Raw genomic sequence first — 12,794 nt, 5'->3', positions numbered from 1 at the left:
CGCAGCCGTCCTGCCGCCCGAACGCCCTGCCCGCGTCGGGCTGCGCACTTTTTTGAAAGAAGCACCATGGCTCTGACACTGGAACAACTCAACACCGCTTCGGTTGCCGAAGCCGTCGCCCTGCTGGACGGGCTGTACGAGCACTCGCCCTGGATTGCCGAAGCCGCCCTGGCGCAGCGCCCCTTCACCTCGCTGGCCCACCTCAAGCACGCCATGGTGCAGGTGCTGGCACAGGCCGGCGTGCAGCCCCAGCTGGACCTGATCCGCGCCCACCCGGAGCTGGCCGGCAAGGCCATGGTGGCCAAGTCGCTCACCGCCGAATCCACCAACGAGCAGAACAAGGCCGGTCTGACCGCCTGCACGCCCGAAGAGTTTGCACGCATCCAGCAACTCAATGCCGACTACAACGCGCGCTTCGGCTTCCCCTTCATTCTGGCCGTGCGAGGCCCGCGCGGCCTGGGCCTGGGCAAGGCGGAGATTATCGAGACCTTCGCGCGCCGCAGCCTCAACCTCCCGGACTACGAGCGGGCCGAGGCCATTCGCAACATCCACCGCATCGCCGAAATCCGCCTGAACGACAAGTTCGGCTATGAACCCACCGAAGGCAACGATGTCTGGGACTGGCAGGAAAAGCTGGCCCAGCACAGCGAGCCGGGTTACGCCGAAAAAGGCCAGCTCACCGTCACCTACCTCACCGACGCCCACCGTGCCTGCGCCCAGCGCATCAGCCACTGGATGCGCGACTGCGGATTCGACGAGGTCGAGATCGATGCCGTGGGCAATGTCGTCGGCCGCTACAGGCCCGCCACCCCCGAAGGCAAATACCTGCTGACCGGCAGCCATTACGACACCGTGCGCAACGGCGGCAAGTACGACGGGCGCCTGGGCATCTTTGTGCCCATGGCCTGCGTGCGTGCACTGCACCGCGCCGGCAAGCGCCTGCCCTTCGGCATCGAGGTGGTGGGCTTTGCCGAGGAAGAAGGCCAGCGCTACAAGGCAACCTTCCTGGGCTCGGGCGCCCTGATCGGCGACTTCCAGCCCGCATGGCTGGACCAGAAGGATGCCGACGGCATCACCATGCGCGAAGCCATGCAGCACGCCGGCCTGTGCATCGACGACATCCCCAAGCTGCGGCGCGATGCCGCCGACTACCTGGGCTTCATTGAGGTGCACATCGAGCAAGGCCCGGTGCTCAACGAGCTGGACATTCCGCTGGGCGTGGTCACCTCCATCAACGGCGGCGTGCGCTATGCCTGCGAGATGTTTGGCACGGCCAGCCACGCCGGCACCACGCCGATGGACCGCCGCCACGACGCGGCCCTGGGCGTGGCCGAGCTGGGCCTGTACATGGAGCAGCGCGCGCTGCAGGACGGCGACAGCGTGGCCACCATCGGCATGCTGCAGGTGCCCAACGGCTCCATCAACGTGGTGCCCGGCCGCTGCCTGTTCAGCCTGGACATGCGCGCGCCCACCGACCCACAGCGCGACGCCATGGCCAAGGACGTGCTGGCCAAGCTGGAAGAGATCGCCCGGCGCCGCGGCCTGCAGTACAAGACCGAGTTGGCCATGCAGGCTGCCGCCGCCCCCAGCGCCCCGCAATGGCAGGCCCGCTGGGAACAGGCTGTGGCGGCGCTGGGCGTTCCGGTCTGGCGCATGCCCAGCGGCGCCGGCCATGACGCGATGAAGCTGCACGAAATCATGCCCCAGGCCATGCTGTTCACGCGCGGCCTGAACGGCGGCATCAGCCACAACCCGCGCGAATCCACCACCAGCGACGACATGCAACTGGCCGTCGACGCCTTCGGCCATGTGCTGCAGCAACTGGCCTCCGAATAACGTCCACGACCACCGAGACAAGACCATGACCCAAGACCGCCAAGCCACCTACGCCGCCCTGGACGCCTGGATCGACCAGCATTTCGACGAGCAGGTGCAGTTTCTGCAGGCCCTGGTGCAGGTGCCCACCGATACGCCACCGGGCAACAACGCGCCCCACGCCGAGCGCACGGCCGATCTGATCCAGGCCTTTGGTTTCACCGCCGAAAAACATGTGGTGCCGCCCCAGGAAGTGCAGGACTACGGCATGGAGTCCATCACCAACCTGATCGTGCGCCGCCCCTACGGCAGCGGCGGCAAGACCATTGCGCTGAATGCACACGGCGATGTGGTGCCGCCCGGCGAAGGCTGGAGCAAGGACCCCTACGGCGCCGAGATCGAAGACGGCAAGATGTACGGCCGTGCCACGGCCGTGAGCAAGAGCGACTTCTCCACCTTCACCTTTGCCGTGCGCGCGCTGGAAGCCGTGGCCAAACCCGCCAAGGGCAATGTGGAACTGCACTTCACCTACGACGAAGAGTTTGGCGGTGAACTGGGCCCGGGCTGGCTGTTGAAGAAGGGGCTGACCCAGCCCGACCTGATGGTGGCCGCCGGCTTCAGCTACGAGGTGGTGACCGCCCACAACGGCTGCCTGCAGATGGAAGTGACCGTGCACGGCAAGATGGCCCACGCCGCCGTGCCCCACACCGGCGTGGACGCGCTGCAGGCCGCCGTGGCCATCATGCAGGCGCTGTATGCCGAGAACACCAAGTACCAGCAGGTGACGTCCCAGGTGCCGGGCATCAAGCACCCTTATCTGAACATCGGCCGCATCGAAGGCGGCACCAACACCAATGTGATCCCCGGCAAGGTGGTGCTCAAGCTCGACCGCCGCATGATTCCGGAGGAAAACCCCGTCGAGGTGGAAGCCAGCATCCGCGCCGTGATCGCACAGGCGGTGGAAGGCTTCAACGGCCAGCGCGGCTACGCCGGTGAAGATGCCGTGCGCGTGGACATCAAGCGCCTGCTGCTGGCCCGTGCCATGACGCCGCTGGCGGGCAACCAGCCGCTGGTGGATGCCATCCAGACCCATGGACTGGCCGTGTTCGGCGAGAAGCCCCCGGCCGTGGGCACGCCGCTGTACACCGACGTGCGCCTGTATGTGGAGCGCGGCATTCCCGGCGTGATCTACGGCGCCGGCCCCCGCACGGTGCTGGAAAGCCACGCCAAGCGTTCCGACGAACGCCTGGTGCTGGAAGACCTGCGCCGTGCCACCCAGGTGATTGCCCGCAGCCTGGTGGACCTGCTGGCCTGAGCGGCTCAACACCTCCCCCACAGAACCCGGCCTTGGCCGGGTTTTTTGTGGCGTGGCGCACCCGCCCTCTTCCCCATTCCCTCTGCACCCCTGTTGCCCCGCCCATCGCGCTGCCCGTTGCGCTGCCCGTTGCGCTGCCCGTTGCCCCAAACGAAAGCCGGGACGGCAGTGCTGCGGGCCCGGGAGACGCCACGCCATGGAGTCCTGCCCGCGCAGGCCCGGTCGCATTTCTGCGGCAGCGCATTTCACAGTGCAAAAAATGCTTTTGCACCACAAAAATGCATTGCACCGTTTTTGCCGCAACACGCACCAATCAAGGGCAAATCCCTAGCCAAACCGGCCCAAACCCGGACAAACACGGGGCAGAAACTGGCACGCACTTTGTATACACTTTTTGTATGGATCGCTGTGCGCAATCAGCTGCGCACACGGCCACGCTCCGTACAGATAGACCACAAGGATTCAAGGAAGACCCCATGTCCACGACAGTCCACCCTGTTGACGAAAAACTGCCCTGGGGGCGCGCCAGTGCCCTCGGCCTGCAGCATGTGCTGGTGATGTATGCCGGCGCTGTGGCCGTGCCGCTGATCATCGGCCGCGCACTCAATCTGCCGCCGGAGCAGGTGGCGCACCTGATTTCCGCCGACCTGTTCGTCTGCGGCATCGTCACCCTGATCCAGGCCATGGGCGCCACGCAGTGGTTCGGCATCAAGCTGCCGGTGATGATGGGCGTGACCTTTGCCGCCGTGGGTCCGATGATCTCCATGGCCCAGTCCACCGGCGGCCATGCCGGTGCGGGGCTGATCTTCGGCTCGGTCATCGGGGCGGGGGTGATTTCCATCCTGATCGCCCCGGTCATCAGCCGCATGCTGCGCTTTTTCCCGCCCGTGGTGACCGGCACCATCATTGCCGTGATCGGCATCAGCCTGATGCGCGTGGGCATCAACTGGATCTTCGGCAACCCCGTGGGCCCCACTGCCCCCAGCGTGCCCAACCCCGAGCACCTGAAGTGGCTGTCCGAAGCCCAGGCAATGGCCGGCGCACCCGGCACCTCGCTGCCGCCCGTGCCCAAGGGCTTTGCTGTGGTGCCCACCATCCCCAACCCCAAGTACGGTGACCTCACCGGTGTGGGCATTTCCGGCATCGTGCTGCTGACCATCCTGCTGATCGCCCGTTTCGGCAAAGGCTTTCTGGCCAATATCTCGGTGCTGATGGGCATTCTGGTGGGCGGCGTCATCACCGCCGCCATGGGCCTGATGGACTTCCACAAGGTCAGCGAAGCCAAGTGGTTCGACGTGATCCTGCCGTTCGAGATCGCCACGCCCATCTTCGACCCCGTGCTGATCCTGACCATGTCGCTGGTGATGGTGGTGGTGATGATCGAGTCCACCGGCATGTTCCTGGCCCTGGGCGACATGACGGACAAGAAGATCTCGCAGGACGAGCTGACCCGCGGTCTGCGCACCGACGGCCTGGGTACGCTGATTGGCGGCATCTTCAACACCTTCCCCTACACCAGCTTCTCCCAGAACGTGGGGCTGGTGGCGGTGACCGGCGTCAAGAGCCGCTGGGTGTGCGTGGCCGGCGGCGTCATCCTGGTGGTGCTGGGGGTGCTGCCCAAGATGGCAGCCCTGATCGAATCCCTGCCCACCGTGGTGCTGGGCGGCGCGGGCCTGGTGATGTTCGGCATGGTGGCCGCCACCGGCATCCGGATCCTCTCGAACGTGGATTTCCAGCGCAACCGCAACAACGCCATGATCGTGGCGGTGTCCATCGGCGTGGGCATGATTCCCCTGGTGGCACCGAATTTCCGCCAATGGATGCCGCACGCCATCCATCCCCTGATCGAATCCGGTATCCTCCTCGCCTCGCTCTGCGCCGTGCTGCTGAACGTTTTCTTCAACGGCACCAAGGGTGATACCGAAGCCGCCGTCCGGGCCGCACGCCAGGCCGATGCCCACTAAGGCATCCCGCCTGCCTGCAGCCTCTGTCCCGGCTACCGCCGGGCTAGCGCCCCCTGGCCGAATCGTTCCCAGGGGGCTTTGGCATTCTGAAAGCGCTCTGCACCCGATATCCCTTGCCTGATCACGGGGTTCGACTTCCCTCCACGGAACGCGGCCATCAGGTAAGCTTCCAGACAGCTCCGAGCTTTTTCGTTGAGATTTTTTCTATGACACAAAACCTGTCCACCGCTGAACAAGCCTTGCGCGACGCGGCCCGTGAATACCACCGCAGCCCCAACAAGGGCAAGATTTCCGTCACCCCCACCAAGCCCCTGTCCAACCAGCGCGACCTGTCGCTGGCGTACTCGCCGGGCGTGGCCTACCCCTGCCTGGACATCGAAGCCGACCCCTCGCAGGCGGCCGAGTTCACTGCCCGTGGCAATCTGGTGGGCGTGATCACCAACGGCACCGCCGTGCTGGGTCTGGGCGATATCGGCCCGCTGGCCGCCAAGCCGGTGATGGAAGGCAAGGGCTGCCTGTTCAAGAAGTTTGCCGGCGTGGATGTGTTCGACATCGAACTGGCCGAGCGCGATCCGGACAAGCTGATCGATATCATCGCGTCGATGGAGCCCACGCTGGGCGGCATCAACCTGGAAGACATCAAGGCGCCCGAGTGCTTCTACATCGAGCAGGAACTCTCCAAGCGCATGAACATTCCGGTGTTCCACGATGACCAGCACGGCACGGCCATCATCTCCAGCGCCGCCCTGCTCAACGGTCTGGAACTGGTGGGCAAGGAAATCGGCAAGGTCAAGGTCGCTGTTTCCGGCGCCGGCGCGGCCGCCATTGCCTGCGTGAACGTGATGGTGGGTCTGGGCGTGAAGCGCGAGAACGTCTTCATGGTCGACTCCAAGGGCGTGATCTACGAAGGCCGCCCCGGCGGCCTGGACGCCTCCAAGGCCCAGTACGCACAGAAGACCGAAGCCCGTACGCTGGCCGATGTGGTCAACGGTGCCGACGTGTTCCTGGGCTGCTCGGCCCCTGGCGTGCTGACGGCCGACATGGTCAAGACCATGGCCGACAAGCCCATCATCCTGGCCCTGGCCAACCCCGAGCCCGAAATCCGCCCCGAACTGGCCAAGGCCGTTCGCCCGGACTGCATCATGGCCACCGGCCGCTCGGACTACCCCAACCAGGTCAACAACGTCCTGTGCTTCCCCTACATCTTCCGTGGCGCGCTGGACTGCGGCGCCACCAAGATCACCGAAGCCATGAAGCTGGCCTGCGTGCGCGAAATCGCCGCCCTGGCCAAGCAGGATGTGAGCGATGAAGTGGCCGCCGCCTACCAGGGCAAGGAACTGAAGTTCGGCCCCGACTACCTGATCCCCACGCCTTTCGACGTGCGCCTGATTCTGCGCATCGCCCCGGCCGTGGCCCAGGCCGCCGCCGAATCCGGTGTGGCCACCCGCCCCATCGAGGACATCGAGGCCTACCGCGAAAGCCTGAGCCGCTTCGTCTACCAGACCAGCATGTTCATGCGCCCGGTGTTCGCCGCAGCCAAGAGCAAGGTCCAGCGCGTGGCCTATGCCGAAGGTGAAGACGAGCGCGTGCTGCGCGCCGTGCAGGTGGCCGTGGACGACAACCTGGCCAAGCCCATCCTGATCGGCCGCCCTGCCGTGATCGAAGCCCGCATTGCCAAGGCCGGCCTGCGCATCCAGCCCGGCGTGGATGTGGAAATCTGCGACCCCGAGGACGATCCCCGCTTCCGCCAGTACTGGGAGGCCTACCACCAGCTGATGGGCCGTGACGGCATCACCCTGGAAGGTGCCAAGTCCACCGTGCGCCGCTCCAACACCGTGATCGCCGCACTGATGGTGCACCTGGGCGATGCGGATGCCATGCTGTGCGGCCTGGTCGGCAAGTTCGACAAGCACCTGGCCCACATCGAGGAAGTGCTGGGCCACCAGGCCGGCGCCGACCGCATGGCCACCGTGAACGCGCTGATGCTGGACAACCGCACCCTGTTCATCGCGGACACCTACATCAACGAAGACCCGACCGCCGAAGAGCTGGCCCAGATCGCCAAGATGGCCGCCGACGAAGTGGCCCGCTTCGGTCTGCCGCCCAAGGTCGCCTTCCTGTCGCACAGCAACTACGGCTCGTCCACCCGCAAGTCGGCACTGAAGATGCGCGCCGCCCGCAACCTGTTTGCCGCGGCCAACCCCGGCATCGAATGCGATGGCGAAATGCACGGCGACTCGGCACTGGATCCCGTGGTGCGCAGCCGCACCGTGCAGGACGCCACCCTCAGCGGCGAAGCCAATGTGCTGATCTGCCCCAACCTGGACGCCGCGAACATCCTGTTCAACGTGCTCAAGACCACGGCAGCCCACGGCACCACCATTGGCCCCATGCTGCTGGGCGGCGCCGCAGCAGCCCATGTGCTGACACCTTCCAGCACCGTGCGCCGCGTGGTCAACATGACCGCCCTGGCCGCCGCACAGGCCCAGACCCGCAAGGCCTGAGCCTCCGCGCACCTGCAGTCCCTGGCGGACTGCCGCCAAGCCCCCTGCCACCGGCCGGGGGCTTTTTTCATGGGCCGGTGCAGAGCCGGTGGCCGCAGCAGCCCTGCCGCCGGCAGACCGGCGGCAGGCCCGGCATTTCAATGCCCAGCGCATACCCGGTCTGTCACCGGGCTGCAGATCTTCAGCGTGGAATCCGGCAGGTATCCACCGTCATTGCCACTGCCGCACCGCAGAGCGGCAGGCCTGCGCCTCACATTTCGTCGATGGCCGTGCTTGCGGCCCCGTCCCGCGCCTGCGCCAGCCCTTCATGGGCTTCGATGGCAAAGCGGTCGCGGCAGTTAACGTAGAAGCTGGCACCGAAGCGGCCCACCGGGAAGAAGTCCTGCAGGCGCACCCGCCATTTCTCGGTATCCACCAGACCATCGCGCACCGCCAGCCACTGCACGCGGCCGATGAAGACATAGCGGCTCTCCGTCTCCAGCGTCTCGTGCAGCACGCACTCGAAGGCCACCGGGGCCTCCGCAATGCGCGGCGGCTTCACGCTCTGCGATGCCGTGGCGGTCAGCCCGGTGTGCAGCAGTTCGCTGTGGTGCGGCGGCAGACGGTCGCCACAGCGGTGCATGGCGGCGGCCATGGCTTCGTCGGTGATGTGCACCACAAACTCCCGGTCACGCAGGATGTTGGTGGCGGTGTCTTTCTGCGCGGCATCCTGCAGCTTGTTCACGCTCAGCATCACCACGGGCGGGTCCTCGCCCATCATGTTGAACATGCTGAAGGGGGCGGCATTCACGGTGCCGTCGGCACCCAGCGTGGTCACCAGCGCAATCGGGCGCGGCACGATCAGACTGGCCATCAGCTTGTAGCGGGCATAGGTGTCCAGCTGCGCAAAATCAATTTCGGTCATTGCAGTTTCTCTGTGCCGTTGCGGGCACCGGTAGGGGGGATAGCAGGCTGCGCGGCATACGGCGCATGTCGGCCTGTTTTCTTGCAAATGCCATGCCCAGCGCTGGTGCAGAGCCGGGGCGGGCCAAAAGGCCTGGGATGCCGTTCGTCGCCCGGCGCACCAAGAACTTGCAAGCGTGCACCACGGCCAGGTTTTCCTCGGTCCACCCGGCACCAGATCCGTGCACCACACCCCGCAGAACGCATTCGGCGATTTTGTATACACATGGCACCGATCTTGCACTGAAGGCTGCAGACCCCTTTTGCAACCGATGAAGTGAGGAGCATCCATGCACCAACGTTCTTTCCTGAAAGCCGCCGCAGCTGCTGTGACCCTGGCCTGGGGCGCAGCCCATGCCGCCGACACGCCCATCAAGTTCCAGCTGGACTGGCGCTTTGAAGGCCCGGCCGCTTTCTTCCTGCAGCCGGTGGCCAAGGGCTACTTCAAGGGCCAGGGCCTGGATGTGACGGTGGATGCAGGCAATGGCTCCGGTGGTGCCGTGCAGCGCGTGGCTTCGGGCACCTACGACATGGGCTTTGCCGACCTGGCCTCGGTGATGGAATTCCACGCCAACAACCCCGATGCGCCCAACAAGCCCGTGGCCGTGATGGTGGTCTACAACAACACGCCGTCGTCCGTCATGGCGCTCAAGAAGAGCGGCATCAAGACCCCCGCCGATCTGAAGGGCAAGAAGCTGGGCGCTCCGGTGTTCGACGCCGGTCGCAAGGCCTTCCCCATCTTCGAGAAGGCCAACAAGGTGGGCAATGTGGCCTGGACGGCCATGGACCCTCCGCTGCGCGAAACCATGCTGGTGCGCGGTGATGTGGACGCCATCACCGGCTTCACCTTCACCAGCCTGCTGAATCTGGAAGCGCGTGGCGCCAAGGCCCAGGATGTGGTGGTCATGCCCTACGCCGACTTCGGCGTGAAGCTGTACGGCAACGTGATCATCGCCAGCCCCAAGCTGATCAAGGAAAACCCCGAAGCCATCAAGAAATTCCTGACCGGCTTTTCCCAAGGCGCCAAGGACGTGATGGCCCACCCTGCCGAGGCCATCCAGTCCGTCAAGGCCCGTGACGGCATCGCCAATGTGGCACTGGAAACCCGCCGCCTGCAGCTGGCCATCGACACCGTGGTCAACAGCCCCGACGCCCGCAAGGAAGGCTTTGGCCGCCTGGACAACAGCCGCCTGACACTGATGGCCTCGCAAGTGTCCGACGCCTACGCCACCAAGACCCGCGTGAAGGCCGAAGACGTGTGGAACGGCAGCTTCCTGCCCTCCGCCGCCGTCCTGGACGTGCTGCCCAAGAAGTAAACCACGCCCCCCTGGGCCTGCGCCACTGCGGTGCCAGCCCAGGGGCAATGACTCTCCCTCATTGGAATCTGCACCGTGAACAAACGTTCCTTTCTGCGTAGCGCCATGGCCGTTCTGGCCACCACCGCCACCACCTGGGCTGTCGCCAGCCCGGCGCTGACCCCGCTCAAGTTCCAGCTGGACTGGCGCTTCGAAGGCCCGGCCGCCCTGTTCGTGCACCCCGAACAGAAAGGCTATTTCAAGGAGACCGGCCTGGATGTGAACGTCGAGGCCGCCAGCGGTGCAGGCGCCATCCAGCGCGTGGCCTCCGGCACCCACGACCTGGGTTTTGCCGACCTGGCCGCGCTGATGGAGTTCCACGCCAACAACCCGGACGCGCCCATCAAGCCCGTGGCCATCATGGTGATCTACAACACCACGCCGGCGTCGGTGATGGCGCTGAAGAAATCCGGCATCACCAAGGCCGCCGACCTGACCGGCAAGAAGCTGGGCGCCCCCATCTTTGACGCCGGCCGCCGCACCTTCCCCATCTTCGCCCAGGCCAATGGCGTGGGCGAGGTGCAGTGGACCACCATGGACCCGCCGCTGCGCGAGACCATGCTGGCGCGCGGCGACCTGGATGCGGTCACCGGCTACACCTTCACCAGCCTGCTGAATCTGGAGACCCGTGGCGTCAAGCGCGAAGACATTGTGGTGCTGCCCTATGCCACCCATGGCGTGCAGCTCTACGGCAATGTGATCATCGCCAGCCCCAAGCTGATCGCCGAAAAGCCCGAGGCCGTGCGCGCCTTCCTGAAAGCCTTTGCGAAGGGCGCCAAGGAAGCCATTGCCAGCCCCGAAGCCGCCATCGCCTCGATGAAGGCCAAGGACGGTCTGGTGAATACCGCACTCGAGGTCAAGCGCCTGAAGCTGACGATTGATACCGCCATCGACAGCAAGGGCGCACGCGACGAAGGCTTTGGCCAGTTGCGCAAGGAACGCCTGGCCCAGATGGCCGAGCAGGTGTCCAAGGCCTATGCCACCAAGAACCCGGTGCCCGCCAACGCGGTGTGGAACGGCAGCTTCCTGCCCTCTGCCGCCGAACTGGACGTGCTGCCCAAGCGCTAAACCCGGATGCAGGGCGGCCATGCGTGCGCCGCCCTGCACCGCCCTTTGAAATGACCCCTATGACGGCTTCCTCCCAAGACCCCGCCTTTGTTGATTTCCGTGACGTCTGGCTGGCCTACAACGACGAGTTGCTGGCACAGAACCATTTCGCGGTGGAGGCCATTGACCTGCAAGTGCGCCGTGGCGAGTTCATCGCCATCGTCGGCCCCTCGGGCTGCGGCAAATCGACGTTCATGAAGCTGGCCACCGGCCTGCGCATGCCCAGCATGGGCAAGATCCTGATCGACAGCCAGCCCGTCACCGGTCCGCTGAAGATTTCGGGCATGGCCTTCCAGTCGCCCTCGCTGCTGCCCTGGCGCACCACGGTGGACAACGTGCTGCTGCCGCTGGAGATCGTGGAACCCCACCGCAGCCAGTTCAAGGCCAAGCGCAAGGAATACGAAGAACGCGCCCGCAACCTGCTGAAGAAAGTGGGTCTGGGCGGCTATGAAGACAAGTTCCCCTGGCAGCTGTCGGGCGGCATGCAGCAGCGCGCCAGCATCTGCCGTGCGCTGATCCACGAACCCAAGATGCTGCTGCTGGACGAGCCGTTCGGCGCGCTGGATGCCTTCACCCGCGAAGAGCTGTGGTGCATTCTGCGCGACCTGCATGCCGAACAGCAGTTCAACGTGATTCTGGTGACGCACGACCTGCGCGAATCGGTCTTCCTGGCCGATACCGTGTATGTGATGAGCAAGAGCCCCGGCCGCTTTGTGGTGCGCCGCGATATCGACTTTCCCCGCCCGCGCGACCTAGAGCTGACCTACACCAAGGAATTCACCGACATCGTGCTGGAGCTGCGTGGCCACATCGGCGCGCTGCGCAAAGACGGCGCCGTGATCAACCAATAAGCGCCCAGGACATTGCCATGAACAAACTGAACAACAAACTGCTGGAACGCTGGTCCCCCTGGCTGCTGCTGCTCGCCGTGATCGTGCTGTGGCAGGTGGTCTGCTCGGCCTTCCAGGTGTCGGAATTCATCTTCCCCAGCCCCTGGCTGATCCTGCAGCAATTCCTGGAATTCCACGCCGTGATCGCCGGCCATGCCTGGCGCACCTTCTGGGTGACGATGGCCGGCTTTGGCATCGCCATCGTGGTGGGTGTGCTGCTGGGCTTTCTCATCGGCAGCTCGCGCCTGGCCTATGCCGCCGTCTACCCGCTGATGACCGCTTTCAACGCCCTGCCCAAGGCGGCTTTCGTGCCGATTCTGGTGGTGTGGTTCGGCATCGGCATCGGCCCGGCCATCCTGACGGCCTTCCTGATCAGCTTCTTCCCGATCATGGTCAACATCGCCACCGGCCTGGCTACGCTGGAGCCCGAGCTGGAAGACGTGCTGCGCGTGCTGGGGGCCAAACGCTGGGATGTGCTGATCAAGGTGGGCATGCCGCGCTCGCTGCCCTACTTCTACGGCTCGCTCAAGGTCGCCATCACGCTGGCCTTTGTGGGCACCACGGTGTCGGAGATGACGGCGGCCAACGAAGGCATTGGCTACCTGCTGATCTCGGCCGGCTCGTCCATGCAGATGGGTCTGGCATTTGCCGGCCTGCTGGTGGTGGGGGCCATGGCCATGGTGATGTACGAGCTGTTCAGCCTGGTGGAAAAGCGCACCACCGGCTGGGCCCACCGCGGCGCCAACAACCACTGAGCGGCCCCGTGCCGCGTGCAAAGGCCTGCCCCGGTGGCAGGCCTTTTTTGCATGGGCACGGCAAAAGCCGCATGCCCCCACATGGCAGGCGGTCTTGGGTGCCCCCGGCACTCTGTACCATGCGCAGCTTGCCCCGCTCTGGATGCC

9 protein-coding genes are annotated in these 12,794 nt (G+C 65.3%); 8 read left to right on the top strand and 1 reads right to left on the bottom strand.

Annotated features, from left to right (window positions below):
* The first annotated feature begins 66 nt into the window (after positions 1-66).
* The 4 genes from uraD to B3349_RS17555 all read left to right on the top strand — a co-directional run bounded on the left by uraD (position 67) and on the right by B3349_RS17555 (position 7,598).
* A complete protein-coding gene (uraD, locus tag B3349_RS17570; RefSeq protein WP_291590671.1) occupies positions 67-1,836 on the top strand; it encodes a 2-oxo-4-hydroxy-4-carboxy-5-ureidoimidazoline decarboxylase in 1,770 nt (589 codons plus the stop codon).
* 25 nt (positions 1,837-1,861) lie between these two features.
* On the top strand, positions 1,862-3,130 hold the full coding sequence (locus tag B3349_RS17565) for a M20 family metallopeptidase (RefSeq protein WP_291590669.1): 1,269 nt from the start codon (positions 1,862-1,864) through the stop codon (positions 3,128-3,130).
* Between the two features lie 476 nt (positions 3,131-3,606).
* The gene (locus B3349_RS17560; protein WP_291590668.1) at positions 3,607-5,094 is read left to right on the top strand and encodes a nucleobase:cation symporter-2 family protein; all 1,488 of its coding nucleotides are present in this window, start codon (positions 3,607-3,609) and stop codon (positions 5,092-5,094) included.
* Between the two features lie 206 nt (positions 5,095-5,300).
* Positions 5,301-7,598 (top strand): NADP-dependent malic enzyme, encoded by a 2,298-nt coding sequence (locus tag B3349_RS17555; protein ID WP_291590667.1) that lies wholly within the window; start codon positions 5,301-5,303, stop codon positions 7,596-7,598.
* Positions 7,599-7,848: 250 nt separating this feature from the next.
* Here B3349_RS17555 and B3349_RS17550 read toward each other — a convergent pair whose 3' ends face one another.
* Entirely contained in the window at positions 7,849-8,502 is a 654-nt protein-coding gene (locus tag B3349_RS17550; RefSeq protein WP_291590666.1) for a flavin reductase family protein, read from the bottom strand.
* Positions 8,503-8,830: 328 nt separating this feature from the next.
* Between B3349_RS17550 and B3349_RS17545 the strand changes: the two genes are divergently transcribed.
* The 4 genes from B3349_RS17545 to B3349_RS17530 all read left to right on the top strand — a co-directional run bounded on the left by B3349_RS17545 (position 8,831) and on the right by B3349_RS17530 (position 12,647).
* Entirely contained in the window at positions 8,831-9,856 is a 1,026-nt protein-coding gene (locus B3349_RS17545; protein ID WP_218333667.1) for an ABC transporter substrate-binding protein, read from the top strand.
* 75 nt (positions 9,857-9,931) lie between these two features.
* Positions 9,932-10,963: an ABC transporter substrate-binding protein gene (locus B3349_RS17540; RefSeq protein ID WP_291590664.1), complete on the top strand. Its 1,032-nt coding sequence runs from the start codon at positions 9,932-9,934 to the stop codon at positions 10,961-10,963.
* 59 nt (positions 10,964-11,022) lie between these two features.
* Positions 11,023-11,853, top strand: coding sequence for an ABC transporter ATP-binding protein (locus tag B3349_RS17535; protein WP_291590663.1), 831 nt, complete (start codon positions 11,023-11,025; stop codon positions 11,851-11,853).
* Positions 11,854-11,870: 17 nt separating this feature from the next.
* On the top strand, positions 11,871-12,647 hold the full coding sequence (locus B3349_RS17530; protein ID WP_291590662.1) for an ABC transporter permease: 777 nt from the start codon (positions 11,871-11,873) through the stop codon (positions 12,645-12,647).
* Positions 12,648-12,794 lie beyond the last annotated feature (147 nt).

This window comes from Comamonas sp. UBA7528, assembly GCF_002479375.1.
Lineage (GTDB): Bacteria > Pseudomonadota > Gammaproteobacteria > Burkholderiales > Burkholderiaceae_C > Comamonas.
This window is presented reverse-complemented; position numbering and strand designations above follow the sequence as displayed.

Bases quoted from the DNA above. Each gene is read 5' to 3' on its own strand.
- uraD (WP_291590671.1), top strand. From the start codon at position 67: ATGGCTCTGACACTGGAACAACTCAACACCGCTTCGGTTGCCGAAGCC.
- B3349_RS17565 (WP_291590669.1), top strand. From the start codon at position 1,862: ATGACCCAAGACCGCCAAGCCACCTACGCCGCCCTGGACGCCTGGATC.
- B3349_RS17560 (WP_291590668.1), top strand. From the start codon at position 3,607: ATGTCCACGACAGTCCACCCTGTTGACGAAAAACTGCCCTGGGGGCGC.
- B3349_RS17555 (WP_291590667.1), top strand. From the start codon at position 5,301: ATGACACAAAACCTGTCCACCGCTGAACAAGCCTTGCGCGACGCGGCC.
- B3349_RS17550 (WP_291590666.1), bottom strand. From the start codon at position 8,502: ATGACCGAAATTGATTTTGCGCAGCTGGACACCTATGCCCGCTACAAG.
- B3349_RS17545 (WP_218333667.1), top strand. From the start codon at position 8,831: ATGCACCAACGTTCTTTCCTGAAAGCCGCCGCAGCTGCTGTGACCCTG.
- B3349_RS17535 (WP_291590663.1), top strand. From the start codon at position 11,023: ATGACGGCTTCCTCCCAAGACCCCGCCTTTGTTGATTTCCGTGACGTC.
- B3349_RS17530 (WP_291590662.1), top strand. From the start codon at position 11,871: ATGAACAAACTGAACAACAAACTGCTGGAACGCTGGTCCCCCTGGCTG.